This is a genomic window from Pseudomonas sp. MWU12-2037, from assembly GCF_023242345.1.
Lineage (GTDB): Bacteria > Pseudomonadota > Gammaproteobacteria > Pseudomonadales > Pseudomonadaceae > Aquipseudomonas > Aquipseudomonas gingeri_D.
Genome location: NZ_JALLIZ010000006.1, coordinates 196,078 through 222,091 on the forward strand (window position 1 = coordinate 196,078; position 26,014 = coordinate 222,091).

Below are 26,014 nucleotides of genomic sequence, written 5' to 3' on the forward strand. Positions count from 1 at the left end.
AACTGGCTTGCCAGCTCCCACGGAAATCGCGTTTCAGGTCAGGCCGACAACGAATAGATCAACGCCGAAATCGCCACCAAGCCCACCAGCGTGACGAATACGTTGGACATCTGCCCCGAATACTGACGCATCGCCGGCACCCGGCGGATCGCGTACATCGGCATCAGGAACAGCAGCGCCGCGATGATCGGCCCGCCGAGGGTCTCGATCATGCCGAGAATGCTCGGGTTCAAGGTCGCCACCAACCAGCACACCACCAGCATGAACGCCGCCGTCATCCGGTCCAGGGCCTTGGCGCCCGGCTTGCGACCGCTCTTGGCGACCAGGCCCTTGAGGCCTTCGCTGGCCCCGATGTAGTGCCCCAGGAACGACTTGGAAATCGCCACGAAGGCAATCAACGGCGCCGCGAAGGCAATGGTCGGGTTGCTGAAGTGGTTGGCCAGGTACGACAGGATCGACAGATTCTGCGCCTTGGCTTCGGCCAGCTGCGCCGGCGACAGGGTCAGCACGCAACTGAAGACGAAGAACAGCACCATCACCACCATCAGCAGGTGCGCCCGCGACAGGATCTGCGAGCTGCGCTCTTCGGCATGGGTGCCATAACGACGCTTCTGGTCAACCGCAAAGGCCGAGATGATCGGCGAATGGTTGAAGGAGAACACCATCACCGGAATCGCCAGCCACAAGGTGTGCAGCAAGGCCGACGGCTCGGGCGGGCTGCCGGCCGTGGCGAGGATGCCGCCGTTCCAGTGCGGCACCAGGTACACCGCCAGGAACAGCAAGGCGACAATAAACGGATAGACCATCAGGCTCATGGCCTTGACGATCACCTGCTCGCCGCAACGGACCACCACCAGCAGGCCGAGAATCAGCATCAGCGACAACAGCGCCCGCGGTGGCGGCACCAGGTGCAGTTGATGTTCGAGGAAACTGCCGACGGTATTGGTCAAAGCCACGCTGTAGATCAGCAGGATCGGGAAGATCGCGAAGAAATACAGCAAGGTGATCAGCGCCCCGGCCTTGATGCCGAAATGCTCTTCCACCACTTCGGTGATGTCCGCGCCATCGCGCCCGGAGAGCACGAAACGGGTCAGGCCACGGTGGGCGTAGAAGGTCATGGGGAACGCCAGCACCGCCAGGACCAGCAACGGCCAGAAGCCGCCGAGCCCCGCGTTGATCGGCAGGAACAAGGTGCCCGCGCCGATGGCCGTGCCGAACAGGCCCAGCATCCAGGTGGTGTCTTGGCGGCTCCAACTGCTCAGTACAGCGGGTGCCGATTCATAGCGTTCGTCGACGCTGTTGGCCTGGTCATTCATCCGGTCGAATCTCCGTTAGCCGGTCATTACCACGCGACCGGGGCGGATAAAAAGCATGTCACTGGCAGCGCCCCGGCCATAAGAGGGGCGCGATTGTCCGGGATTAAGCTTGAGAAGCAAAGGGTTAGCTGAGTAACGGTCTATTGCTGGGGCAGTTTTATCAGCCATGACACGTGGAGTATTGATACACTGTAACAATCAACTTCAGCCTCTCGATCAGTGCCCTCCCATGACCCCCGTGCAATGTCGTGCCTGTTTTACCGCCCTTGTCCTGTTGCTGGGCTGCTCCTCGGCCCTGGCTGACGACCTGATCATCACCTGGCCCGGCGACTGGGAAGTACAGACCCTGCCTCCGGCCCAGAACGCTGCGGGCGAAGCGATCAGTGGCCTGCGCCAGCGCGCGGTGAAGAATGATGCCAACGGCGACCCGCTGATGGTCATGGAGTTGACCGAGTCGGGACTCAACCCCGACCATGCAGTCAACCTCCCCGGGGTATTGCTGGAGATGCGCAAGGCGGTGCAGAAGAACTTCGTCGAGCGCGGTTTCATGAGTGTCTGCAATCGCATTCACGACAGCACCCTGGGCGGCATGGCGGCGGTAGAGACTACCTGCACCATCACCCAGAACGGCGGGCACGTGATGACCCAGACCCTGGTGGCCGCAGCCCGCGACGGCAAGGCGTATTCCTTGCTTTATGCCGGGTCGGCGGACGGTTACAAGAGCGTGGAGCCGGTGGTCAATGGAATCCGCGCAAGTCTGCACCTGCAGCCCTGATTCCCCAGCTACCCGGCCAGGAACCCCCGGGCCATGCCGCTGGCGGCAATCACCATCAGCATGATCAACAAGGCTTCGATATGGCTGATCCGCGCGAATAGCCGGGCGCGGCCGATATCGATGACCGAGCCCTTCTTCCGGGCGATACGCCATTTGATCAAGGTGATCATCGGCGCCAGTTCCAGCAGCAGGATAATCACGAACAAGGTCAACTTGAGGTGGAACAGCGGCTGGTGCAGGTAGTAATCCGTGCCCTTCTCGAAACCGCCGAAAGCGCGCAGGCCACCGGTGATCAACAGGACACCGGCGCTGATACCCCAGAGATTGTCCCAGACAAACACCTGCCGCAGCTCGGCCGGACTGGTGCCGGTGAGACGACGCAAGGCCCCGCCGCGTGCGAGGACCGCCGCCAGGGCGATACCGAACGCCAGAAGGTGAAGCGCTGCCAGGGACCAGTGAGCAAACATTGAGTCGTCTCCTTGAATGAGCAAGACAGTTGTAGCTCAAGCCGCCGATATTTGCGCAGGTCCCCGGCTCGACTCAGGGTCTCAAGGCAACAGGATCACCTTGTCACTACCGCCCTGATTGACCTCGGCATAACGCGCCAGGCCCTCGGACAGCGGCGACTCCAGCAACCCCGTCGGCAGCTCCAGCAAGCCCTCGTCAAAGAAGCGCCCGAACTGATCGAGCATTCGCGCACAGGCCTCGGTGCCATAGAGCAACGAGTTGATCCCGACCACCGAACCGCCCTTGCGGTACAAAGCCAGTGCCGGCAATTGCACATGGCCGTCCACCGGCGCGGCGATGATCGCGATCCGACCGAAAGGCGCCAGGGCCGTCACGGCCGGCGGCAGCCAGAAGCCGGTGGTGTCGAAGATCACATCGGCGCCACCGGGGAATACACCATTGACCGACGCCGCGAGGTCTTCCGGCTTGTCCAGTTGAATGGCATCAAAGCCCTTGTCCTGAAGCGCCTTGACCTGCTCCGCACGGCGCACCGCGCCCAGCACCCGGGCCCCGCGAATCTTCGCCAGGGCCAGCGCGGCGCTGCCGACGGCACCATTGGCACCGATCACCAGCAAACGCGTGTCGGCCTTCACCAGGCTGCGTTCCAGGGCATCCCAGGCGGTGGTGAACGGCACGCCGAGGCTGGCGGCCTGGGCGAAGCTCAGGTGCGTCGGCTTGATCGCCACACCGCTGGCGGGCAGGGTCAGGTATTGGGCATGGGAGCCGTCCCCGGTAAAGCCCAGTTCCTTGCCGGTGCCCCAGACTTCCTGGCCCAGCAGCGATTGCGGCCCTTCGATCACCACCCCGGCGAAGTCCCGGCCGGGAATCCGTGGCAGCGTGGTGTAGGAGAAACGCCCCAGCACGTTTTTCACATCGCTGGGGTTCAGGCCGGCCGCCTTGATCTGCACCAGGACTTCTCCGGCAGCAGGCACAGGGGTGGGCACGTCGACCAGTTGCAGGGCCGAGAGATCGCCGGTTTTCGCAAATTGCAGGGCTTTCATAAAGTACGTATCCAGTCAGAGAAAAATGCGGGATTCAGGACAGCCAGCCGGCGACCAATTGCTTGCCCAGGGGCCAGGCCTTTTCACCCAGTTGCATGCCCAAAAGGCCAACCAGTGCCACGGCGGGCGGTGCCGGGGAACGGAAGTCGAGCCCGCCGTAAAGCAGGCCGACAGCTATGCCGATGACGAGAGAAACAAGGTAGCTCATGACGAACTCCAGGCTCGGTGAGGGAATGCCCAGAGTCTATGACCGGCAAAGCGGGGGCGTCGGTCAAAGGCTTCTGTTTTTCGGCCAAAGCACCCTCCTCTGCAGGAACAGTGCTCGTCAGCCCGCCGGATAGTGGGACGGGGCAACGCCCAGGGCGCGCCGGAACATATCGCTGAAGCTGCTGGGCGAATAACCCAGCTCCCGGGCGATACGACTGACCGGCACGCCCTGGATCAACTCCGCCACGGCCGTCGCCAATTGCACCTGGCGCCGCCATTCGGCGAAGCCCATACCCAGCTCGCCCTGGAACAAACGCGCCAGGGTTCGTACGCTGGCCCCAGCCGATTGCGCGTGCTGCTCAAAAGAGATGTCCAACGACGGCGCACTCATGACCGCCTGGCACAGGTTCATCAGCCGGCGGTCACTGTCCGAGGGCATGGGAATCTTCAGAAATGCGCGGCGTGCCCGCTTGAGTTCCAGCAGCGCCAGGTTGACCAACGCTTCGTAATAGTCGCCCCGGGGATCCTCGGCCTGCTCCACCAGATGCACGATCAGCTCGCGCAGCAAGCCGCCGACCTCGATCACCTGGACCGTGTCTTCAAGGGTTTCGGCCAACGCCGGGCGCAGGTAGATATTGCGCATCTGCAGGTCCGATACCACCCGGATCCCGTGGGGAACACCGGGCGGCAGCCAAACCGCGCGCTGCGGCGGGACCGCCAGGGCTTCGTGGGGCGTCTCGACCCACATCACCCCCGACATCGCATAGAGCAACTGGCCCCAGACATGGGCATGGGGCTCGATAAACAAGCCCCGCGGGTAAGTCCGGGCCAGGGGTTGTACCGGCCTGTCGGTGTCGCTCAGGTCCGGCGGTGCGGCCAAGGCCATGGTTCAGCCGGCAACCGGCGTGCGCATGGTGACGAACTCTTCGGCCGCCGTCGGGTGCACGCCGATGGTTTCGTCGAAATGCTGCTTGGTGGCGCCGGCTTTCAAGGCAATGGCCAGCCCCTGGACGATTTCCCCGGCATCCGGCCCGACCATGTGACAACCCAGCACCTTGTCGGTCTTGGCATCCACCACCAGCTTCATCAGGGTCCGTTCCTGGCACTCGGTCAGGGTCAGTTTCATCGGCCGGAAGCGGCTTTCGAAGATCTGCACTTCATGGCCCTGCTCCCGCGCCTGCTCTTCGCTCAGGCCGACGGTGCCGATATTCGGCAGGCTGAACACCGCCGTCGGAATCATCGCGTAGTCCACCGGACGATACTGCTCAGGCTTGAACAGACGACGGGCCACCGCCATGCCTTCGGCCAGGGCCACCGGGGTCAACTGCACACGACCGATGACATCACCCAGGGCGAGGATCGACGGTTCGTCGGTCTGGTATTGCTCGTCGACCTGGATAAAGCCGTTCTTGTCCAGCTTCACCCCGGTGTTTTCCAGGCCCAGATTGTCCAGCATCGGCCGCCGGCCGGTGGCGTAGAAGATGCAGTCCGCTTCCAGCTCGCGACCGTCCTTGAGGGTAGCCTTGAGGCTACCGTCGGCCTGCTTGTCGATCCGCTCGATATCGGCGTTGAAGTTCAGGCCCAGCCCGCGCTTGGTCAACTCTTCCTTCAGATGACGGCGCACCGAACCGTCAAAACCGCGCAGGAACAGGTCACCGCGATACAGCAACTGGGTATCGGCGCCCAGGCCGTGGAAGATCCCGGCGAATTCAACGGCAATGTAGCCGCCGCCGACCACCAGGATGCGCTTGGGCAGTTCCTTGAGGAAAAACGCTTCATTGGAACTGATGGCGTGCTCGCTGCCAGGGATATCGGGAATCTGCGGCCAGCCGCCGGTGGCGATCAGGATGTGTTTGGCACTGTAGCGTTGGCCGTTGACTTCGACCTGATGCGGGTCCACCAGCTTGCCGTGGCCTTCGAGCAGGGTCACGCCGCTGTTGACCAGCAAGCTGCGGTAGATGTCATTGAGGCGGTGAATTTCCTTGTCCTTGTTGGCGATCAGGGTCGCCCAGTCGAAGCCCGCTTCGCCCAGCGACCAGCCAAAACCCTGGGCCTGTTCGAAGTCCTCGGCGAAATGCGCGCCATACACCAGCAGTTTTTTCGGCACACAGCCGACGTTGACGCAGGTCCCGCCCAGGTAGCGGCTTTCGACCACCGCCACCTTGGCACCAAAACCCGCGGCAAACCGCGCCGCACGCACACCGCCGGAACCGGCGCCAATCACAAACAGGTCAAAATCGTAGGCCATTTCAATCTCCTCGGCAGGCGCACAGCATACCCGCTGTAGCCTTCTGGGTCTGCGTCAGGCCTACATGAGGGCGCACTAACGAAAAAGCCACCCGGGTGGGTGGCTTTCTTTCTACGCAGTGCTTTCTGCAACAGCAGGCTTGATCAGTAAGCCTTGCCGGTCTTGTAGAAGTGCTCAAAGCAGAAGTTGGTCGCTTCGATGTAGCCTTCGGCGCCGCCGCAGTCGAAACGCTTGCCTTTGAACTTATAGGCAATCACGCAGCCGTCCTGGGCCTGTTTCATCAGGGCGTCGGTGATCTGGATCTCGCCACCCTTGCCTGGCTCGGTCTGCTCGATCAGGGCGAAGATGTCCGGGGTCAGGATGTAACGACCGATGATCGCCAGGTTCGACGGCGCATCTTCCGGCTTCGGCTTCTCAACCATGTTGCGTACGCGGTACAGGTCGTCACCGATCAGGTCGCCGGCAATCACGCCGTACTTGTTGGTTTCCTGCGGATCGACTTCCTGGATCGCGACGATGGTGCAGCGATACTGCTTGTACAGCTTGACCATCTGGGTCAGGACGCCGTCGCCTTCGAGGTTGACGCACAGGTCGTCCGCCAGTACCACGGCGAAGGGTTCGTCACCGATCAATGGACGGCCGGTCAGGATCGCGTGACCCAGGCCTTTCATTTCGGTCTGACGGGTGTAGGAGAACGAGCACTCGTCCAGCAGTTTGCGGATACCGACCAGGTACTTTTCCTTGTCGGTGCCCTTGATCTGGTTTTCCAGCTCGTAGCTGATGTCGAAGTGGTCTTCCAGCGCGCGCTTGCCGCGACCGGTGACGATCGAGATCTCGGTCAAGCCGGCATCCAGCGCTTCCTCGACGCCGTACTGGATCAGTGGCTTGTTCACCACCGGCAGCATTTCCTTGGGCATGGCTTTAGTCGCTGGGAGGAAGCGAGTACCGTAACCGGCTGCTGGGAACAAGCATTTCTTGATCATATAAGTCCTTGAAAGGGCGGTGTGTACAAGTTTCGGCGCAGTCTAATCAGGCAGCGGCCACCTTACAATGCCCTGCTGATAGCAGACTGACGTCAATCTAGAGAAACCTGGCGGCAGATAGTTCCGGGATTGTGTCAAATTTTGCTACATCCGGCGCTCACAGGCCCGGTCAAGCCTCGACCTTTACGCTTCGGCCAGCAACTCTAGCCGCTATTGACGGTTTATGCCTTGATCTGAGCTATCATCAGCACCTTTCATCAGCCCATGAGACAGATCGATGTCGGCAGCAAAGAACGTGAACGGTTACCTGATCAATCAAGCAAAAGATGGCCAATGGTGGCTGACCGGTGTCGATGGCGAACCTGTTGCCGGCCCGTTCCCGAGCGAAGCCCTGGCCATTGAAGTGGCCTCGGTGTTCGAAGATACACCCGCCCCCGCCGCCCGGCGTCGTGGCAACAAGGACTGAAGCCGGCATGAACAAATTCCTGGCATTGATCGCTCTACTGGCCCTTGGCGGCTGCGCCACGGCGTCCAAAACCTACCTGAACAACGGCCAGCAGGGCCTGGCTATCGACTGTTCGGGCGAGGCGATGTCCTGGGCCAAGTGCTACGAGAAGGCCGATGCCTCCTGTGCCGGTACCGGCTACACCATCGTCGGCACCGACGGCACCCCGTCGCCCAAGGAAAGCGACAAGACCCTGGGCGTCGACGTGGGCAACTTCAAAAGCCGTACGGTGATCGTCAAGTGCAAATAGCCGCAGGCCCCGTCGGGGCCTGCGCGCTGGCAACTTCAGCCTGAAATGCAATGCTCCGCGGCATTGAGCACGGCCTTGGAGCGCAAGGGGAAATTCGACATGCTCTCGAAGACCTTGATGCTGCTGCCGCTGGAGCGCTCTTCAATAATCAGTACCGCCGACGGATGGGTGGAGAATTGGTCACGTACGACCACCTTGACCCCGTCCTTGTGATACGGTTCGATCAACGAAGGCCCGCGATCCTTGCTCAACCGCGTATCGAAACACTGAGCATAAGCCATGGGCTTCTTGCCTGAGATCACGCTCATTGTCGGCGGTGACTGCTCGATGTCCGATACACTCGCACACCCGCTCATGGCCAGAGCAACCAATGCCCACACACCCCACTTCATAAGCAAATCTCCAGTAAAGACGGTAGGACAGCGCTCAAGGGATTTTTCTCCCGAGTTCAAGGATTTAATCCAACTTTTATGGCGACAAGCCTACACAATCCGTCAAACTGGCGCCCGTGCCGGTTGAATAAATCCGCCAGCGCGCTAAAAACGCCCTGCGCCACATGCTATCTTTTTGATTTTGTAGAAAAAGCCTTCTGGAGACGCCCTTGAAATTCATCCACCAGCGCGAGCACCTCAACGAAGACGACATCGTCGTGATCGAATGCTCCCAGACGTGCAACATCCGCCTGATGAACGACGCCAACTTTCGCAGTTTCAAGAATGGCGGCCGACACACCTACCACGGCGGCGCCTTTGATACCTTTCCGGCGAAGATCACCATCCCGAGCACCGGTTTCTGGAACATCACCATTGATACCGTGGTGACCAAGCGCGCCATCAGCGTTACCCGCAAGCCGAACCTGACACACTCGATTCGCATCATCCGACGCTCCAGCTCGAAATTGCGCTGAATCGCCACCGCTGTCCATCTTCTCGTTACTGGAATCGCCGTGAACACCACACCCACCACCAAGTACGTCATCAAATACAAGCTCAACGGTGAGCGTCGCTTCGAATTCGCCCAACTGGAAAACGGCAGCGACGAGCAAGCCCTGGCCGCGCTGAAAGCCATTCATGGTGAAAGTGACGATGTCATCAGCGATGTGAAAGCGAGCAAGGCCCTGTAAACCTCGCCACCCGCAGCCTGCCATGACCCTCGATCTATTTGCCGACGCCGACCTGCAGCAACCCGAACGCTTCGAAGCCATCGGCGCGCAATCCTGCGTGCTGCGCGGCTTCGCCCTGCCCTGGGTCGAGCGCCTGTTGCCGGCCCTGGCCGAAGTTCTGGTAGAGGCGCCGTTTCGGCAGATGGTCACCCCGGGTGGGTTCACCATGTCCGCCAGCCTGAGCAGTTGTGGCGAACTGGGCTGGACCACCGATCGCGACGGCTACCGCTATACCCGCATCGACCCGCAAAGCGGTCGACCCTGGCCGGAAATGCCCGAGGTGCTCCGGCAACTGGCGGTGGAGGCGGCCGAGGCGGCGGGGTTTACCCACTTCAGTCCCGATGCTTGCCTGATCAATCGCTACCTGCCGGGGGCGAAGATGTCCCTGCACCAGGACCGCAACGAACGCGATTTCAGCGCGCCCGTGGTCTCGGTCTCCCTGGGGCTGCCGGCGATCTTCCTGTTCGGCGGCCACGAACGCAGCGACAAGACCCGGCGCATCCCGTTGTTTCACGGCGATATCGTGGTGTGGGGCGGCGTCGACCGGCTGCGTTTCCATGGTGTCCTGCCGATCAAGGAAGGCCATCACCCACAGTTGGGGGCCGAGCGCCTCAACTTCACCTTGCGCAGCGCCGGTTAGCCGCCTGTGGCTTAGCGGTTGACGTCCACCACCACCCGACCGCGCACCTGCCCGGCGAGCAATCGCGGTGCTAGTTCAAGCGCCTCGCTCAGACTGATTTCCTGGCTGATCAGCGCCAGCAGCCCACGGTCGAGATCTTTTGCCAGGCGCTCCCAGGCGAGGATTCGTTGCGCCTTGGGTTGCGTCACGCTGTTGATCCCGGCCAGGGTCACGCCGCGCAGAATAAAGGGAGCCACCGAGGCCGGAAAGTCCATGCCCTGGGCCAGGCCGCAAGCGGCCACCGTGCCGTTGGCGCGGATACCGGCGCAGACGTTGGCCAGGGTGTGACTGCCCACCGAATCGATGGCGGCCGCCCAGCGCTCTTTCGCCAGTGGTTTGCCCGGCTGCGACAGGGTCTCGCGATCGATGATCTCGGCCGCGCCCAGTTGCTGCAGGTAGGCATGCTCGGCGGTACGTCCGGTCGAGGCCACCACCCGATAGCCCAGCCGCGCGAGCAAGGCCACGGCAAAACTGCCGACGCCGCCGTTAGCCCCGGTCACCAGTACATCGCCCTGATCCGGCGTCAGGCCATTGCGCTCCAGGGCCAGGATGCTGAGCATCGCGGTGAAACCCGCGGTGCCGATGGCCATGGTCTGCGCCGGGGTGAAGCCCGCTGGCATCGGGATCAACCAGTCACCGTTGAGCCGGGCTTTCTGCGCCAGGCCACCCCAATGCCCTTCGCCGACACCCCAGCCATTAAGCAGCACCCCATCGCCGACCCGATAATCGGCGTGGCTGCTCTGCTCCACCGTTCCCACCAGATCGATGCCCGGCACCATCGGAAACTGTCGCACCACCGGGCTTGCACCGGTGATCGCCAAGGCATCCTTGAAATTCAGGGTGCTGTAGGCCACCCGCACCGTCACATCGCCTTCCGGCAACTGCGCCTCGCTGATGGACGCCAGGTTGGCCCGATAACCGTCCGCGTCCTTTTCGATCAAGATGCCACTGAACATGCTTGCCTCCAATTTAGACCGATCGCCTAGAAATAAACCCAAAAAAATCAACCTGCCAGACTGCGTACAAATCCCTGCATGAAAATTTCCAACGGTGCATCGCTACGCACCAGCCGGGCGCGCAATACCGCACCTTCCCAGCCGATCCAGAAAAAACTCGCCAAGGCCTCGCAATCCGCATCCGCCGCCAACTCGCCCGCGGCTTGCGCCGCTTGCAGACAGCGTGACAGACGCAACTCCCAACTGCGAAACACCGCCTCCAGCTGCTCGCGGTAACTGTCCGGCAACAGCGTCACTTCCTGCCCGAGATTGCCCACCAGGCAACCGCGACGAAATTCATGCCGGGCCATGCCGGCCTTGGCCTCGTCGACAAAACCGCGCAGGCGCCGCAAAGGCGCCAGGGACGCGTCCAGCAGCCAGCGGTCGAGCTTGCGGGCAAAATACCCGGCGTAACTCTCAAGCACTGCCTGGCCAAACGCTTCCTTGCTGTCGAAGTAATGGTAGAAGGAGCCCTTGGGCACCCCCACCCGCTTGAGCACGGTATCGATCCCCGTGGCCATGAAACCTCGCTCGGTGAGGATCTCGGTGCCGCAACGAATCAGCATCTCGCGGGTTTGCAGGTTCTCCCGGGGGATTTTCGGCGGACGGCCAGGCTTGCGCGGTGCGGGGTTTATCGGAGTCATGGGCACAATATAGACCGATCGGCTACAAAATACATACGACCAAAGAGGTAGTCCCGGCTCAATCGACGACGCCGATATACACCGCCACGCTGTCGGGCCCGGTATAGGCTTCGAAATCCGTGGCAAAACGACGCTGCCCGGGATGCTGCTCGAAGTAGGACCAGATCCGCCCCCAGGTGTCGATCACGGTTTGCGGCATGGCGCCACGGCCCTCGAAGACCAGGTAGGGACCCGCCTGTACCTGCAGCGTCTCATAGCCAGGCGCGGGCGCGCTGACCGCCACCGCAGCCGTCACATCGAAATAGCCGCTGGCATCGGACTCGTAACCGGAATAGACGCCATACACCAGCGAGTCGGGCTGCCGGGTACTGATGCGCTCGGCCAATCCCTCGGCGAAAAAGCTGCCCCACAGCCCGCCGATCCTTGCCGTCCGAGGTTGCTGTTCATCCAGATTGCGGGTGCGGACCTGCGGGCCGCAGACCTGGAAAGCGGCCACTTCCACGCGTTTCACGTCCATCTGATTTGTGCTCCTGAGCGGGTGTTTTGAAGTACGAAAACTTTAGGTGGATTTTCCGAGGCCGTCACCGGGGAGCACTTTTTTTGCGTGTGCAAATAAGACAGCGACTGGCCTTACGGTCCTCATTCCTGATACAAACCAGCCCTGTTCTCGTCGTTATCCTTTTATCTGCCCCGGAGAAAAGTCGTCATGAGCACCTGGCCCGACAACCGCATTCTTGACCTGTTCGGCATCGAACTCCCGATCATCCAGGGGCCACTGGCCGGGGCAACCACGTCCGCCATGATGATCGGCGTTGCCCGGGCCGGCGGCCTTGCTTCCCTGCCCTGCGCGATGCTGACCCCGGAGCAGATTCGTCAGGAGGTGCAGCTCTTTCGCAGCGCGACCCAGGCGCCATTGAACATCAACTTCTTCTGCCACCAACCGCCGGCCGCGGACCCGGAGCGGGAAAAACGCTGGAAAGAACGCCTGGCCCCCTACTACCGTGAACTGGGCGTGGATTTCAATGCACCAACGCCGGTGTCCAGCCGTGCCCCCTTCGATGAAACCAGTTGCCAACTGGTGGAAGAGCTGCGCCCGGAGATCGTCAGTTTCCACTTCGGCCTGCCGCCCGAAACCCTGCTCAACCGGGTGAAAGCCACCGGCGCGACCATCGTCGGTTGCGCCACCACTGTGGATGAGGCGCGCTGGCTGGAAGAGCGTGGCTGCCACGCGATCATCGCCATGGGCAACGAAGCCGGCGGCCATCGCGGTATCTTCCTGAGCAGCGACCTCAACACCCAGGTCGGCACCATCGCCCTGGTGCCACAGATCGCCGATGCGGTGGATGTGCCGGTGATTGCCGCCGGCGGTATCGGCGACGGCCGTGGCATCGCGGCGGCCTTTATGCTCGGGGCCTCGGCGGTACAGTTGGGGACCGCTTACCTGTTCACCCCGGAGGCCAAGGTCTCGGCGTCCCATCACCAGGCACTGCGCACGGCGAAGGAAAGCGAGACGGCGCTGACCAACCTGTTCACCGGCCGGCCGGCACGGGGCATCATGAACCGGGTGATGCGCGAGCTGGGGCCGATCAGCGACATGGCCCCGGCGTTTCCCCTGGCCGGCGGTGCGCTGCTGCCGCTGCGGGCCAAGGGCGAGGCGGACTTCAGCAATCTCTGGTCGGGCCAGGCATTGCGGCTGAGCGTGGAGCTGCCGGCCGAGGCGTTGACCCGGCAGCTGGCGGAACAGGCCCAGGCGATATTGACCAGACGCTGAGCAGGAGCCGGCCCCCTCGCCAGGGCCATCAAATCGCTATATATTTATTTATATAGCGATTTACCCTCTCAGCGCCGCACACTTCCTATAACAAGCGGCGCATTTGCCTGTCCCTTTCCTTTGAACGGAGCCGCTTCATGACCATTCGTGCCTCACGCTTTGCCCCGACTTGCCTGGCCACCCTCCTCGGCGTGCTCGCTTTCAGCTCGGCCCAGGCTGACGAAGTCCAGGTCGCCGTCGCGGCCAACTTCACCGCGCCGATCCAGGCCATCGCCGCCGACTTCGAAAAAGACACCGGCCACAAGCTGGTCGCGGCCTATGGGGCCACCGGCCAGTTCTACACCCAGATCAAGAACGGTGCACCGTTCGAAGTCTTCCTCGCCGCCGACGACAGCACCCCCGCCAAGCTGGAAACAGAAGGCGATATCGTTGCCGGCTCGCGCTTCACCTATGCCACCGGCACCCTGGCCCTGTGGTCGGCCAAGGACGGTTATGTCGATGCCAAGGGCCAGGTGCTCAAGGACAACCAGTACCAGCACCTGTCCATCGCCGACCCGAAAGCCGCGCCTTACGGCCTGGCCGCCACCCAGGTCCTGGCTAGACTCGGCCTGACCGACAAGGTCAAGAACAAGCTGGTCACCGGCCAGAACATCACCCAGGCCTACCAGTTCGTCTCCACCGGCAATGCGGAGTTGGGTTTTGTCGCCCTGTCGCAAATCTACAAGGACGGCAAGGTCACCAGCGGTTCGGCATGGATCGTTCCGGCCGACATGCATGAGGCGATCAAGCAGGACGCGGTGATCCTGACCAAGGGCAAGGACAACGCCGCCGCCAAGGCCCTGGTCGAATACCTGAAGGGCCCGAAAGCCGCCGCCATCATCAAGTCCTACGGTTACCAGCTCTAAATGCCGCTCACGAGTGCTGACTTCGCCGCCATCTGGCTGACCCTGAAACTGGCGTCCCTGGTCACGCTTATCCTGTTGCTGATCGGCACTCCGATTGCGCTCTGGCTGGCCCGCACCCGCTCCTGGCTGCGCGGACCGGTCGGCGCGGTGGTGGCGCTGCCGCTGGTGCTGCCGCCGACGGTAATCGGCTTCTACTTGCTGATCGCCTTCGGCCCCCACGGCTATATCGGCCAGTTCACCCAGTCCATCGGACTGGGCACCCTCACCTTCAGCTTCACCGGGTTGGTGATCGGCTCGGTGATCTACTCGATGCCCTTTGTGGTGCAACCACTGCAGAACGCGTTCAGTGCCATCGGCACGCGCCCGCTGGAGGTGGCGGCGACCTTGCGCGCCAACCCCTGGGACACTTTTTTCAGCGTGGTCCTGCCCCTGGCACGACCCGGTTTTATCACCGCCGCGATCCTCGGCTTTGCCCATACCGTCGGCGAGTTCGGCGTGGTGTTGATGATCGGCGGCAATATCCCGGAAAAGACCCGGGTGGTCTCGGTGCAGATCTACGACCATGTCGAGGCCATGGAATACCTCCAGGCCCACTGGCTGGCCGGCGCCATGCTGGTGTTTTCCTTTATCGTGTTGCTGGCGCTTTACTCGAGCCGCAAGACCAAAATGGGCTGGAGTTGAGCCATGGCTTCTTCGATACAGGTTCGCCTGCACCTGGATTATCCGGACTTTGCCCTGGACCTCGACCTGCAACTGCCCGGCCGTGGCGTCACCGCCCTGTACGGGCACTCGGGCTCGGGCAAGACCACCTGCCTGCGCTGCATCGCCGGCCTGGAAAAAGCCCCCGAGGCCTTTATCCGGATCAACGACCAGGTCTGGCAGGACAGCGCCCGTAAACTCTTCGTCCCGCCCCACAAGCGCGCCCTGGGCTATGTGTTCCAGGAGGCCAGCCTGTTTGCGCACCTGTCGGTGCGGGCCAACCTGGAGTTCGGCCTGCGCCGCATTCCCCGCGCACAACGCCGGGTCGACATGGCCCACGCCACCCACTTGCTGGGCATCGGGCATCTACTCGACCGCCACCCACAGCACCTGTCCGGCGGCGAGCGCCAGCGCATCGGCATCGCCCGGGCACTGCTCACCAGCCCGCAACTGCTGCTGATGGACGAACCGCTGGCGGCGCTCGACAGCCAGCGCAAGAACGAGATCCTGCCATACCTCGAACGTCTGCATGACGAACTGGATATCCCGGTGCTCTACGTCAGTCACTCCCAGGACGAAGTGGCGCGCCTGGCCGACCATATCGTCCTGCTCAGCGCGGGCAAGGCTCTGGCCAGCGGTCCCATCGGTGAAACCCTGGCCCGGCTCGACCTGCCCATGGCCCTGGGCGATGACGCCGGGGTGGTGATCGAGGGCACGGTCAGCGCCTATGACGACCAGTATCAACTGCTGACCCTGCAATTGCCCGGCAGCCTGCTGAACGTGCGAGTGGCCCACGCACCGCTGGCCACGGGCAAGCGCCTGCGCGTCAAGATCCAGGCCCGGGACGTCAGCCTCAGCCGGCAACCGGGCGAACACAGCAGCATCCTCAATCTGTTGCCGGTGACCCTCATCGGGGAAATCCCCGCCGACAACAACGCCCATGTGCTGATCCGCCTGGAGGCCGCGGGTACCCCGTTGCTGGCGCGGATCACCCGTTACTCCCGTGACCAGCTCAAGCTGGCTCCGGGACAGACCCTCTGGGCACAGATCAAGTCGGTGGCGGTGCTCGCCTGACGGCACTCGATTCCCGCAAGACCGTCGCCGCGTTCTACACTGCTGCTCACTCCCCGAGCGACGGAAGACCCGATGACGGCCAAACCAACAGCGACGCTTCTCGACACCCTTGAAGGCCAGCGCCTGGCCGGTGAGGATGCCACCCGCTGGCGCGAATGGGGGCCGTACCTGAGTGAACGGCAATGGGGCACGGTACGCGAGGACTACAGCACCGACGGCGATGCCTGGGCCTATTTTCCCCACGAGCACGCCCGTAGTCGGGCCTATCGCTGGGGCGAGGAAGGTCTTGCGGGGTTTTCCGACAAGTCCCAGCACTGGTGCCTCGGACTGGCCCTCTGGAACGAGCGCGACCCGATTCTCAAGGAGCGCCTGTTCGGCCTGAACAATGCCGAAGGCAACCACGGCGAAGACGTCAAGGAGCTGTACTTCTACCTCGACGGCGTGCCCAGCCATGCCTATATGCGCATGCTCTACAAATACCCGCAGGCGGCCTTCCCCTACAACGACCTGATCACCGAAAACGCCCGGCGCGGCCTGGCCGATGCCGAGTACGAGATCCTCGATACCGGGGTGTTCGAGGACAACCGCTATTTCGATATCACGGTCGAGTACGCCAAGCAGGGCCCGAACGATATCGTCATGCGGGTCAGTGTGCATAACCGCTTTCACCAACCTGCCCGCCTGCGCGTGCTGCCCCATCTCTGGGCGCGCAATGACTGGAGCTGGAGCGACCACGCCCGACGGCCGCGCCTGGTCCTGGAAGGTGACAAAATCAGCGCCCAGCACGCCGGCTGCGACCCCATGCAAGCCAGCGCCTGGGGCGATGACGGCTTTGAGTGGCTGTTCTGCGAAAACGAAACCAACACTCGGCGACTGTATGGCTCGCAAGACCGCGGACCGTTCAAGGATGGTATCAACGACCATGTGGTGAACGGTGCCGATAGCATTCGCCGGGATACCGGGACACGGGTGGCAGCGCACTTTTCCCTGGCGCTGCAAGGGGATGAAACCCGCACGGTCTACCTGCGTTTCGCGCCACCCGATGCCGCAAAAATCAATGCCCGCCACCTGTTCGAAAAGCGCCGCCAGGAAGCCGATGACTTCTATGCCGCCCTGCAGGACGGTCTCGAAGACGCCGACGCGCGCAATGTCCAGCGCCAGGCCCTGGCCGGCCTGCTGTGGTCCAAGCAGCTCTATTACTTCGATGTGAACCAGTGGCTCGACGGCGACCCGACCCAACCGCAACCGCCGGCCGAACGCCTGCATATCCGCAATACCCACTGGCGGCACCTGTCGAACTTCGACATCGTCTCCATGCCGGACAAATGGGAATACCCCTGGTACGCCTCCTGGGACCTGGGTTTCCAGGCGGTGGCCTTCGCCCTGATCGATCCGGGCTTCGCCAAGCACCAGTTGCTGCTTCTGGTCAAAGACCGCTTCATGCACCCCAACGGCCAGTTACCCGCCTATGAGTGGCGTTTCGACGACGCCAACCCACCGGTGCATGCCTGGGCGTCATGGCGGGTCTACCAACGGGAAAAACAGCTGACCGGCAGCGGTGACCTGGATTTCCTCGAGCGGATCTTCCACAAACTGCTGCTGAACTTCTCCTGGTGGGTCAACCGCAAGGATGCCGAAGGCCGCAACCTGTTCCAGGGCGGCTTCCTGGGCCTGGACAATATCGCCCTGTTCAACCGCTCCGACGACATCCCGCCCGGCTACACCCTCGACCAGGCCGACGGCACCGCCTGGGTCGCCGCCTATGCCCTGGACATGATGCGCATCGCCCTGGAACTGGCCAAGCGCAACCCGGTGTATGTCGATATCGCGGTGAAATTCTTCGAGCACTTCCTCTATATCGCCGGGGCGATCAATCGGGTCGACGACAGCGCCGAAGGCCTCTGGGACAACCAGGACGAATTTTTCTACGACGTGCTGCAACACCCGGACGGCCAAAGCGAACCGGTGCGCCTGCGCTCCATCGTCGGCTTGATGCCGCTGTTCGCCGTGCTGGTGCTGGAGCAGCGCGAACACGAAGGCCTGCCCGGCCTGCGCGAGCGGTTGCTGGGGTTCATGCACCATCGGCCCGACCTCGCGGCACTGGTCTCACGCTGGAACGAACCTGGCGACGGCAATCGCCTGCTGCTGGCCCTGCTGCGTGGCGAACGCACCAAGAACCTGCTCAAGCGCATGCTCGATGAAGCCGAGTTCCTCTCCGACTTCGGCATCCGCTCACTGTCCAAGGTGTTTGCCGAACAGCCGCTGGCGATGCAGCTCGACGGCAAGACCCTGAGCGCCCGCTACCAACCGGCGGAGTCCGACTCGCGCCTGTACGGCGGCAACTCCAACTGGCGCGGGCCGTTGTGGATGCCGGTCAACTACCTGCTGATCGAATCGCTGCGCGAATTCCACCGCTACTACGACGATCACTTTTCCGTGGAATACCCCAGCGGCTCGGGCTATCTGTCGTCCCTGGACGAAGTCGCCGACAGCCTGGGCCAACGCCTGACCTCACTGTTCCTGCTCGACGAGAACGGATGTCGCCCAGCCATGGCGGCCTACACGCAATTGCAGGCCGATCCGGCGAGTCGCGACCTGGTGCTGTTTCATGAATATTTCCATGGCGACAGCGGACGCGGCCTGGGGGCCTCCCATCAGACCGGCTGGAGCGCGTTGGTGGCCTTGCTGCTGCAACCGAGGCGCTGATCCGCGATAAAAAAGTCCGGTCATAAAATTAAGTGGATATGTACTCGAGCGCCACGGCGATACATATTCACCTCATTGAAACAAACAACTTCAGAACTCAATACCCGAAGACTATCTCCTTCACTTCAGCTTATATTCAGGTTACTCCAGCAAAACGCTGCATTTGATATTGACTTCAAGCACCCCGTTGAGTAAATTCCCCCTGCCTGCTGCTCAGGCCTTTTTTCAACTCACAAAAGAACCCAATGGACACAGTATCTAGACGCTGTCCGGTTCCCGCGAATGCGGCTCACCGGGCGCTTAACCCAGAAAATGACGGGACTCGACGTACAGGTCGGGTGAGCTGCGCCAGGGCTTGATGCTCTTTCCGTAACTCGCCTCTGCCGGCGCCAGTCCGGTCGCGAGGTGTGTTATGACTTTCAAAACCTACGTAATGCCAGGCGTTCGCGCCTTTGCTTCGAACATGCGCGTCAAATTGTCCCGTGAGCCGGTGAAGTCGGCCCGCGGCAACGCCCTGTTCGCCGCCCCCTCCTCCAAGGCTTCGGCACGCGCTTGCGTCTGCTGGCGTATCTGCCCGGCCACCGGCCAGCTGCAACAACGCTGGAATTTCGATGACAGCCAGGACCCGCAGAGTCCCGGGCTTGCGCAGCTGTTCCAGCGCGCCGGCCTGACCCTGAACCTGTATGTCGAGGCCCGCGCCGCTTAATTATCCGGCACTGACACTGACAACTACCGCCCCTGCACTTCCCACTTGGAAGTGCACGGCATAGTTATGCCTTTAATTATTAAAACTTGAGTATTTCATTATGGACGAAGCCAGTAGACGGTTCGCTGCTCGTCATTATTTGGTGAACGGGCAGCGAACGTTAAAACCTTATACACACTCTTACTCGAATCACTCGCATCCGCGTGACTCGGCCTGTATTCGTTCGCCTGTTGAATAGGTGAGTCGTCTATATGCCCGGTCACGAAGACGTGACAGAGGCATCGCTATGAACGCAGTCAAAGACCCTATCCGGCCCACCGGAAACCGTGCGACGCAAGACACCAAACTGTCGATGCGCGCCGCTCGCGAATCGCAACACACCCTGGCCACCACCCTGAGCAACGTCAACGCCAGCCGTGACGGCCTGACCGAACTGGATGCCGCCGGCCGCCTGCAACGCGAAGGCTTCAACGAAGTCGCCCACGACAAGCCGCCACACGTCCTGATCCAGTTCCTCCAGGCGCTGAACAACCCCTTCATCTACGTGCTGCTGATCCTGGCCGGCATCAGCTTCTTCACCGACTTCTGGCTGGCCGAGCGCGCCGGTGAAGAAGGCGACCTGACCAAGGTCATCATCATCATGACCATGGTGACCCTGAGCAGCACCCTGCGCTTCTGGCAGGAACACCGCTCGGCCAAGTCCGCCGAAGCCCTCAAGGCCATGGTCCGGACCACCGCCACGGTGCTGCGCCGCGAGCAGTTGGGCAACAAGCCAGTACTGCGCGAAGTGCCGATGCGCGAACTGGTGGCCGGCGATATCGTGCAGTTGTCGGCCGGCGACATGATTCCGGCGGATATCCGCCTGATCGAATCCCGCGACCTGTTTATCAGCCAGGCGGTGCTCACCGGTGAAGCCTTGCCGGTGGAGAAGTACGACACCCTCGGCGATGTCGCGGCCAAATCCGCCTCCACCGGCACCGACCAGAGCAATCTGCTGGACCTGCAGAACATCTGCTTCATGGGCACCAACGTGGTCAGCGGCACCGCCAAGGCCGTGGTGGTCGCCACCGGTGCGCGTACCTACTTCGGCTCGCTGGCCAAGGCGATTGTCGGCTCGCGGGTGCAGACCGCCTTCGATCGCGGGGTGAACAGCGTCAGCTGGCTGCTGATCCGCTTCATGCTGGTGATGGTGCCGATCGTGTTCCTGCTCAACGGCTTCTCCAAAGGCGACTGGAGCGATGCCCTGCTCTTCGCCCTGGCGGTCGCCGTCGGCCTGACCCCGGAAATGCTGCCGATGATCGTCAGCGCCAACCTCGCCAAGGGTGCCATGGCCATGGCCCGGCGCAAGGTGGTGGTCAAGCGCCTGAATGCCATCCAGAACTTCGGCTCCATGGACGTACTGTGCACCGACAAGACCGGCACCCTGACCCAGGACAAGATCATCCTCGAGCACCACGTCGACGCAGCCGGCCAGCGCGATGACGCGGTGCTGGGCCTGGCCTGGCTCAACAGCTACCACCAGAGCGGCATGAAGAACCTGATGGACCAGGCGGTGCTGCAATTCTCCCGGGAGAACCCCAACTTCCAGGAGCCGTTCGCCTACAGCAAGGTCGATGAACTGCCCTTCGACTTCGTCCGTCGGCGCCTGTCGATCATCGTCCAGGACAGCCGCAACGATCACCTGCTGGTGTGCAAGGGCGCGGTCGAGGAAATGCTCGCCATCTCCAGCCACGTCATGGAAGGCAACGAAGTCGTAACCCTGGACGAGCAGCGTCGCAAGACCCTGCTGGCCCTGGCCAACGATTACAACAAGGACGGCTTCCGCGTCCTGCTGCTGGCCACCCGCGACATTCCCAAACCGCAGACCAAGGGGCAATACAAGACAGCCGACGAGCGTGACCTGGTCATCCGCGGCTTCCTGACATTCCTCGATCCGCCGAAGGAAACCGCCGGGCCGGCGATTGCCGCCCTGCGTGAGATCGGCGTCACGGTCAAGGTGCTGACTGGCGACAACGCCGTGGTCACCTGCAAGATCTGCCGTGAAGTCGGCCTGGAGCCAGGCCTGCCGCTGCTGGGCCAGGACATCGAGCATATGGACGACGCGACCCTCAAGCTGCGGGTCGAGGAGCGCACGGTCTTTGCCAAGCTGACCCCGTTGCAGAAATCCCGGGTGCTCAAGGCCCTGCAATCCAACGGCCATACCGTCGGTTTCCTCGGCGACGGCATCAACGACGCCCCGGCCCTGCGGGATGCCGACGTCGGGATCTCGGTGGACAGCGGCACGGACATCGCCAAGGAATCGGCCGACATCATCCTGCTGGAAAAGAGCCTGATGGTGCTGGAAGAAGGCGTGCTCAAGGGCCGCGAAACCTTCGGCAATATCATGAAGTACCTGAACATGACCGCCAGCTCCAACTTCGGCAACGTGTTCTCGGTGCTGGTGGCCAGTGCGTTCATCCCGTTCCTGCCGATGCTGTCGATCCACCTGCTGCTGCAGAACCTGATCTACGACATCTCCCAGCTGGCCCTGCCGTGGGACAAGATGGACAAGGAATACCTGCGCAAGCCACGCAAGTGGGACGCGAAGAACATCGGGCGTTTCATGCTGTGGATCGGGCCGACCTCGTCGATCTTCGACATGACCACCTTTGCCCTGATGTGGTACGTGTTCGCCGCCAACAGCGTGGAAGCCCAGGCATTGTTCCAGTCCGGCTGGTTTATCGAAGGCCTGCTGTCGCAGACCTTGGTGGTGCACATGCTGCGGACCCAGAAGATCCCGTTCTTCCAGAGCACTGCGTCACTGCCGATCATCGTCATGACCTGTCTGGCGGTGTCCATCGGCATCTACCTGCCGTTCTCGCAACTGGGCACGCTGGTGGGCCTGGTGCCGTTGCCGATGGCGTACTTCCCATGGCTGGTGGGCACCCTGCTGGCCTACTGCGTGGTGGCCCAGAGCATGAAGATGTTCTATATCCGCCGCTTCAAGCAGTGGTTCTGATGCGGTTCGTCAGATAACACCGAACCTTGTAGGAGCAGGGCTTGTCCGCGAAGGGGACCTCGAGACCGCTAAAAGCTTCGCGGGCAAGCCCTGCTCCTACAGGTGCGTGGTGTTCATACGATTGTATTCGCGCATTGGCACCTATAACCCGGCCATCCCCCGGAGCCCACCATGGAACCACTCAGCCAGTTCCTCGCCGTTCTCGACTACAGCTATCGGGCGCTGTCGGTCCTGTTCCTGACCAAAGCGGCAAAAGTGGTCAGGCGGGTCACCGTGAAGCTCTATGTTCGCGGGACGCTGACCGCTATCGAAATGCGCTACCTGCTGGCGTTCTCCAGCACCATCAGTCGTGTCTCGGTGAGGTTGCTGCGCCCACCCAGAAAGTAAAAAACCAGTACGTGGAGAATCCTCATGTCTGGAACCGCTCTGTTGATCCACCTCGCCGGCGCCATCGCCTTGTTGCTCTGGGGCACCCATATGATTTCAACCGCCCTGCTGCGTGGCTTCGGCACCCAGCTGCGCAATGGCCTGGGCCGCAATCTCGATAAACGCTGGAAGGCCCTGCTCTGTGGCATCGGCATCACCACCGTGCTGCAAAGCAGTACCGCGGTAAGCCTGATGGCCAGCTCTTTCACCGCCGCCGGCACCCTCAGTCTCGCTCCGGCGCTGGCGGTGATGTTGGGGGCCAATATCGGCTCGACCCTGGTTGTGCAACTCCTCAGCTTCGACACCTCGATCGCCATCCCCCTGGTACTGCTGGCGGGCTTCGTGGTGTTCCGCCTGCGCGACGACTCGCGTTATGAAAGCGTCGGCTGCGCCCTGATCGGCCTCGGCCTGATGCTGCTCGCCCTGAGCCTGCTGAGTGCCGCCCTCGGGCAGATGGAAAGCACGCCGTTGTTCCATGTGGTCATGCAAGGCCTTGACGGCGACCTGTTGATCGCCTTGCTGGTGGCGCTGCTGCTGACCTGGATGTGCCATTCCAGTGTCGCGGTGATCCTGTTGATCGCCTCCCTGGCCAGCACCGGGCTGATGTCGCCGGTGACCACTCTAGCCCTGGTGCTCGGGGTTAATATCGGCGGCGCCTTGCCGTCGGTGATGAACGCTGGCACTCCGGTCGCTCGACGCCTGCCCCTGGGCAATCTGCTGGTAAGGCTGTTCGGCGCACTGTTGGTGCTGCCGTTCGCCTCGCTGCTGGGCAAGAGCCTGGCCGCTACCGCCATCGCCCCCGCGCACTTGGTGGTCTACCTGCATATCGCCTTCAACCTGCTTCTGGGCCTGGGCTTTATCGGTTTGGTGGATTGGCTTGCCAAGGGCCTGACCCGACTGCTGCCGACACCGGAGCAGGCCGCCGACCCGGGCATGCCGCAGTACCTCGACGAAGCCGGCCTGGAAGTGGCCAATATCGGTCTCTCGAACGCCGTGCGCGAAGCCCTGCGCATCGCCGACATGCTCTCGGTGATGCTCGATCGGGTACTGCAACTGTTCCAGAAACCCGGCGAGGTGTCGGCCGAGGCTATCCGCCAGCTCGACCAGTCCCTGGACCTGCTCAGCGCGGCGATCCGCGCCTACCTCGCGGATATCGGCCAGGACGGCCTGAGCGACGAGGATGCCGACCGCGCCCAGGAAATCCTGATGTTCGTGATCAACCTGGAGCATGCCGGCGACATTCTCTCGACCAACCTCGCCCAATTGGCGGCGCGCCGTCGGCGCCGTGGCGAACGCTTCTCGGAGTTCGAACTGGGGCACATCTATCCGTTGCACGAAGAGCTGCGCGAAAGCCTGAGCCTGGCGGTCACCGTGTTCCTGCGCGAAGACGTCGTCACGGCCCATCGGCTGGTGGAGCGCAAGGAGGTGATTCGCCGCCTGGAAGCCGGCGCCAGCCGCGAACACTTTCGTAAACTCAGTGCCGACAAGAGCACCTGGGCCGAATCGGGGGATATTTTCCAGCGGGTGCTGCGCGATTACCGCCGCGTGCACCACCACATCGCGGCACTCGCCTATCCAGTGCTCGAACGCTCGGGAGAACGCGTCCTGGAAACTCAGTCCCCGGGCGCGAACGAGCCCGCACCCGGGCCTGTACACGCCCTTGAACTCAACGACGAGCCCCGGCTCGACAAGGATAACTACCCATGCGCGTCCTGATCTGCGCCGGGCGCTATTACCTGAACGCGGCGATGTGCCGCAAGGTGCTGGAGGCTTATCACCAGACCCGCAAGATCAGTGTCCTGATTCATGGCGGCAACCAGTTCCTGGGCAGTGAGATCGAGGATTGGGCCCGGGAAAACGGTACGCACCTGGTGCGCTATCCGTCCAATTGGCAGCTCTATGGCAAGCAGGCCGAACGCCGGCGCAACCAGTTCATGCTGATGGACAGCGAACCGCAGCTGGTGATTGCCTTTCCCGGCGGCCACGACACTGAAGAGCTGGTGGCCCAGGCCAGGGCCATGGAGATCGATGTCCTGTCCCTGGAGGACTGAGCGTCTGTTCACCCCTTATCAAGCAACACCCTGCCCGGCCTTTTACCTAGGTAGAGGTCAGGCCATTGCCTGCACGCGGTCACTGACCGCCCACCCCGAAGGAGCATCAAGCATGAATGAAGAACCCGGTTGTAACGCGTACCACCACGACCTCCATACCCCTTTGCCCGTTTCACGACGACGCGCATCCGACGCGCGCGCCCGTGAGCATCTGATCACCGAGGCCTGCCATGAAAAAATCCACTTCTCGCCACACCAAGCGAACGACCACCGCCCGGCCGACGCCGACGGTTTCCAGCTCCCTGCTTAAACACCTGCCCCCGGCCCAGCGCCGCGCCCTGCAACGCACGGTGGTGCTTGTCGGTGCCACCTTCGGCACCTTCCTGCTGCTTTCGCTCTACTCCAAGGCCCACGCGGCCGGCGGCTCGTACGTCGTCGATGATGGCGGGATCAACGACCCCGGCCAATGCAATATCGACACCTGGTACAAGAGTGGCCGGCACAACGCCGCCAGCGGCGAAACCGTGCTTTCGGCGGACTGCACACCGACCAGTCTGCCCGCCGTGCAACTGGGTGCCGACATCAACCGCAGTCGTGACGACGGCGAGCACACCACGATGCTGAGTCCGCACCTGAAGGCCTCGATTTTCACTCGGGAAGATCTGGGGCTCGAAGCCGCGGTAGTGGCCCAGGCCCACGTTGCCACGGATCGCCGGCATGCCTTCGACGGCGCCGACCTCGCAGTGCCGCTGACCTACACGCCTTTCACACCCTTGCGCCTGACCGTCAGTGCCGGCTGGTATCACGCCCATAACGACGGCGCGCCCAGCGAGGGCCGGACCTGGGGCGGTGGTGTGGAATACGATGTGCTGAAGTCGCTGACCCTGGTGGCCGAACGTTTCGGCCAACAAAATGGCGACCAGGGCTGGCAGGCCGGACCGCGCCTGCATATTGGCAAAAATCTCGACATCGACCTGGTGGCCGGTCAGCACCTGTCGGGCGATCGCGATCGTTGGTTCACCACCGGCGCGACGGTGCGCTTCTAAGCCACCGGCAACGAACCTGGCGCTTGCACGCCAGGTTCATCAGTCTTACTGCCCAGGCACCTCATCCAGCAGCAGGACCTGGCGCTCACTCAACAAATCACCGATCGCCGCGGCCATCGCCTTGTAGTGCGCGGTGCCGCGGTGGTGTTCGATGGCGGCCTGATCGATCCAGCGCTCGACGAAGATGAAACGCTCGGGGTCGGCCTGATCGACATGCAGGATATATTCACGGCAACCAGGTTCGGCGCGGGACGGGACCACGCAAGCCCTGAGATGGGATTCCAGCTCTGCTGCCTTGCCCGGTTTGGCATGAAGACTGGCAACGACACGAATTTCATGGTTCATGGAATTTCCTGGAAA

Annotated in this window: 29 protein-coding genes; 17 read left to right on the top strand and 12 right to left on the bottom strand. The window is 62.4% G+C overall.

The features are described from left to right. Positions 1 to 38: 38 nt before the first annotated feature. Positions 39 to 1,316, bottom strand: coding sequence for a serine/threonine transporter (locus M5B42_RS13225; RefSeq protein ID WP_103494664.1), 1,278 nt, complete (start codon positions 1,314 to 1,316; stop codon positions 39 to 41). Between the two features lie 229 nt (positions 1,317 to 1,545). Between M5B42_RS13225 and M5B42_RS13230 the strand changes: the two genes are divergently transcribed. Then, positions 1,546 to 2,091: a DUF4946 domain-containing protein gene (locus tag M5B42_RS13230; RefSeq protein ID WP_152739372.1), complete on the top strand. Its 546-nt coding sequence runs from the start codon at positions 1,546 to 1,548 to the stop codon at positions 2,089 to 2,091. A gap of 8 nt (positions 2,092 to 2,099) precedes the next feature. On the opposite strand, the gene M5B42_RS13235 is transcribed toward M5B42_RS13230, so the two are convergent. The 6 genes from M5B42_RS13235 to galU all read right to left on the bottom strand — a co-directional run bounded on the left by M5B42_RS13235 (position 2,100) and on the right by galU (position 7,037). Beyond that, the gene (locus M5B42_RS13235) at positions 2,100 to 2,558 is read right to left on the bottom strand and encodes a DUF2214 family protein (protein WP_152739375.1); all 459 of its coding nucleotides are present in this window, start codon (positions 2,556 to 2,558) and stop codon (positions 2,100 to 2,102) included. 81 nt (positions 2,559 to 2,639) lie between these two features. Further along, positions 2,640 to 3,599, bottom strand: a complete 960-nt coding sequence (locus tag M5B42_RS13240) for a zinc-binding alcohol dehydrogenase family protein (RefSeq protein WP_103494661.1) — start codon at positions 3,597 to 3,599, stop codon at positions 2,640 to 2,642. A gap of 34 nt (positions 3,600 to 3,633) precedes the next feature. Beyond that, positions 3,634 to 3,807, bottom strand: a complete 174-nt coding sequence (locus M5B42_RS13245) for a DUF1427 family protein (protein WP_103494660.1) — start codon at positions 3,805 to 3,807, stop codon at positions 3,634 to 3,636. A gap of 117 nt (positions 3,808 to 3,924) precedes the next feature. Continuing rightward, the gene (locus M5B42_RS13250; protein ID WP_248746098.1) at positions 3,925 to 4,692 is read right to left on the bottom strand and encodes a helix-turn-helix transcriptional regulator; all 768 of its coding nucleotides are present in this window, start codon (positions 4,690 to 4,692) and stop codon (positions 3,925 to 3,927) included. A gap of 3 nt (positions 4,693 to 4,695) precedes the next feature. Beyond that, on the bottom strand, positions 4,696 to 6,054 hold the full coding sequence (gene gorA / locus M5B42_RS13255; protein WP_248746099.1) for a glutathione-disulfide reductase: 1,359 nt from the start codon (positions 6,052 to 6,054) through the stop codon (positions 4,696 to 4,698). 143 nt (positions 6,055 to 6,197) lie between these two features. Next, entirely contained in the window at positions 6,198 to 7,037 is an 840-nt protein-coding gene (gene galU / locus M5B42_RS13260; protein ID WP_100943795.1) for a UTP--glucose-1-phosphate uridylyltransferase GalU, read from the bottom strand. 277 nt (positions 7,038 to 7,314) lie between these two features. Between galU and M5B42_RS13265 the strand changes: the two genes are divergently transcribed. Next, positions 7,315 to 7,503, top strand: coding sequence for a hypothetical protein (locus tag M5B42_RS13265; RefSeq protein WP_103494657.1), 189 nt, complete (start codon positions 7,315 to 7,317; stop codon positions 7,501 to 7,503). Positions 7,504 to 7,510: 7 nt separating this feature from the next. Beyond that, a complete protein-coding gene (locus M5B42_RS13270) occupies positions 7,511 to 7,792 on the top strand; it encodes a hypothetical protein (protein WP_103494656.1) in 282 nt (93 codons plus the stop codon). Between the two features lie 35 nt (positions 7,793 to 7,827). Here the strand turns inward: M5B42_RS13270 and M5B42_RS13275 are convergent, their stop codons facing one another. Beyond that, complete coding sequence (locus M5B42_RS13275; protein ID WP_248746100.1) at positions 7,828 to 8,184, bottom strand: hypothetical protein; 357 nt, start codon at positions 8,182 to 8,184, stop codon at positions 7,828 to 7,830. A 209-nt stretch (positions 8,185 to 8,393) separates the two neighbouring features. Here M5B42_RS13275 and M5B42_RS13280 point away from each other — a divergent pair, with 209 nt between their 5' ends. Genes M5B42_RS13280 through alkB form a run of 3 tightly spaced genes read left to right on the top strand, consistent with a single transcriptional unit; the run spans position 8,394 to position 9,594 of the window. Continuing rightward, on the top strand, positions 8,394 to 8,699 hold the full coding sequence (locus M5B42_RS13280; RefSeq protein WP_100943791.1) for a DUF1883 domain-containing protein: 306 nt from the start codon (positions 8,394 to 8,396) through the stop codon (positions 8,697 to 8,699). Positions 8,700 to 8,738: 39 nt separating this feature from the next. Then, positions 8,739 to 8,915, top strand: a complete 177-nt coding sequence (locus M5B42_RS13285) for a hypothetical protein (protein WP_177098710.1) — start codon at positions 8,739 to 8,741, stop codon at positions 8,913 to 8,915. Between the two features lie 22 nt (positions 8,916 to 8,937). Next, positions 8,938 to 9,594: a DNA oxidative demethylase AlkB gene (gene alkB / locus M5B42_RS13290; protein ID WP_248746101.1), complete on the top strand. Its 657-nt coding sequence runs from the start codon at positions 8,938 to 8,940 to the stop codon at positions 9,592 to 9,594. 11 nt (positions 9,595 to 9,605) lie between these two features. Here alkB and M5B42_RS13295 read toward each other — a convergent pair whose 3' ends face one another. From M5B42_RS13295 to M5B42_RS13305, 3 genes are read right to left on the bottom strand one after another with little or no spacing between them, the layout of a single operon-like run. Further along, positions 9,606 to 10,589 carry an MDR family oxidoreductase gene (locus tag M5B42_RS13295; protein WP_103494653.1) on the bottom strand — a complete coding sequence of 328 codons (984 nt, stop codon included), beginning with the start codon at positions 10,587 to 10,589 and terminating at the stop codon, positions 9,606 to 9,608. A gap of 47 nt (positions 10,590 to 10,636) precedes the next feature. Next, positions 10,637 to 11,272 (bottom strand): TetR/AcrR family transcriptional regulator, encoded by a 636-nt coding sequence (locus tag M5B42_RS13300; RefSeq protein WP_248746102.1) that lies wholly within the window; start codon positions 11,270 to 11,272, stop codon positions 10,637 to 10,639. A gap of 58 nt (positions 11,273 to 11,330) precedes the next feature. Then, on the bottom strand, positions 11,331 to 11,789 hold the full coding sequence (locus tag M5B42_RS13305; RefSeq protein ID WP_248746103.1) for a GyrI-like domain-containing protein: 459 nt from the start codon (positions 11,787 to 11,789) through the stop codon (positions 11,331 to 11,333). 189 nt (positions 11,790 to 11,978) lie between these two features. Between M5B42_RS13305 and M5B42_RS13310 the strand changes: the two genes are divergently transcribed. From M5B42_RS13310 to M5B42_RS13360, 11 genes are all read left to right on the top strand, one after another. Next, positions 11,979 to 13,043: a nitronate monooxygenase family protein gene (locus M5B42_RS13310; protein WP_248746104.1), complete on the top strand. Its 1,065-nt coding sequence runs from the start codon at positions 11,979 to 11,981 to the stop codon at positions 13,041 to 13,043. Between the two features lie 137 nt (positions 13,044 to 13,180). After that, complete coding sequence (modA, locus tag M5B42_RS13315; protein ID WP_248746105.1) at positions 13,181 to 13,948, top strand: molybdate ABC transporter substrate-binding protein; 768 nt, start codon at positions 13,181 to 13,183, stop codon at positions 13,946 to 13,948. Next, positions 13,949 to 14,629 carry a molybdate ABC transporter permease subunit gene (gene modB, locus M5B42_RS13320; RefSeq protein ID WP_103494648.1) on the top strand — a complete coding sequence of 227 codons (681 nt, stop codon included), beginning with the start codon at positions 13,949 to 13,951 and terminating at the stop codon, positions 14,627 to 14,629. A gap of 3 nt (positions 14,630 to 14,632) precedes the next feature. Next, on the top strand, positions 14,633 to 15,721 hold the full coding sequence (gene modC / locus M5B42_RS13325) for a molybdenum ABC transporter ATP-binding protein (RefSeq protein ID WP_103494647.1): 1,089 nt from the start codon (positions 14,633 to 14,635) through the stop codon (positions 15,719 to 15,721). Positions 15,722 to 15,793: 72 nt separating this feature from the next. Further along, positions 15,794 to 18,427 carry a glucosidase gene (locus M5B42_RS13330; RefSeq protein ID WP_248746106.1) on the top strand — a complete coding sequence of 878 codons (2,634 nt, stop codon included), beginning with the start codon at positions 15,794 to 15,796 and terminating at the stop codon, positions 18,425 to 18,427. 412 nt (positions 18,428 to 18,839) lie between these two features. Continuing rightward, entirely contained in the window at positions 18,840 to 19,133 is a 294-nt protein-coding gene (locus tag M5B42_RS13335) for a hypothetical protein (RefSeq protein WP_103494645.1), read from the top strand. Between the two features lie 286 nt (positions 19,134 to 19,419). Then, positions 19,420 to 22,131 carry a magnesium-translocating P-type ATPase gene (mgtA, locus tag M5B42_RS13340; RefSeq protein WP_248746107.1) on the top strand — a complete coding sequence of 904 codons (2,712 nt, stop codon included), beginning with the start codon at positions 19,420 to 19,422 and terminating at the stop codon, positions 22,129 to 22,131. Between the two features lie 171 nt (positions 22,132 to 22,302). Beyond that, the gene (locus M5B42_RS13345; RefSeq protein WP_100943779.1) at positions 22,303 to 22,518 is read left to right on the top strand and encodes a hypothetical protein; all 216 of its coding nucleotides are present in this window, start codon (positions 22,303 to 22,305) and stop codon (positions 22,516 to 22,518) included. A 24-nt stretch (positions 22,519 to 22,542) separates the two neighbouring features. Further along, positions 22,543 to 24,273, top strand: coding sequence for a Na/Pi cotransporter family protein (locus M5B42_RS13350; RefSeq protein ID WP_248746108.1), 1,731 nt, complete (start codon positions 22,543 to 22,545; stop codon positions 24,271 to 24,273). Continuing rightward, positions 24,261 to 24,608 carry a DUF2493 domain-containing protein gene (locus M5B42_RS13355; RefSeq protein WP_248746109.1) on the top strand — a complete coding sequence of 116 codons (348 nt, stop codon included), beginning with the start codon at positions 24,261 to 24,263 and terminating at the stop codon, positions 24,606 to 24,608. The genes M5B42_RS13350 and M5B42_RS13355 overlap by 13 nt, the downstream gene beginning before the upstream one ends. A gap of 230 nt (positions 24,609 to 24,838) precedes the next feature. After that, positions 24,839 to 25,654 carry a hypothetical protein gene (locus M5B42_RS13360; protein ID WP_248746110.1) on the top strand — a complete coding sequence of 272 codons (816 nt, stop codon included), beginning with the start codon at positions 24,839 to 24,841 and terminating at the stop codon, positions 25,652 to 25,654. Positions 25,655 to 25,699: 45 nt separating this feature from the next. On the opposite strand, the gene M5B42_RS13365 is transcribed toward M5B42_RS13360, so the two are convergent. Next, a complete protein-coding gene (locus M5B42_RS13365) occupies positions 25,700 to 25,999 on the bottom strand; it encodes a putative quinol monooxygenase (protein WP_152739418.1) in 300 nt (99 codons plus the stop codon). Positions 26,000 to 26,014 lie beyond the last annotated feature (15 nt).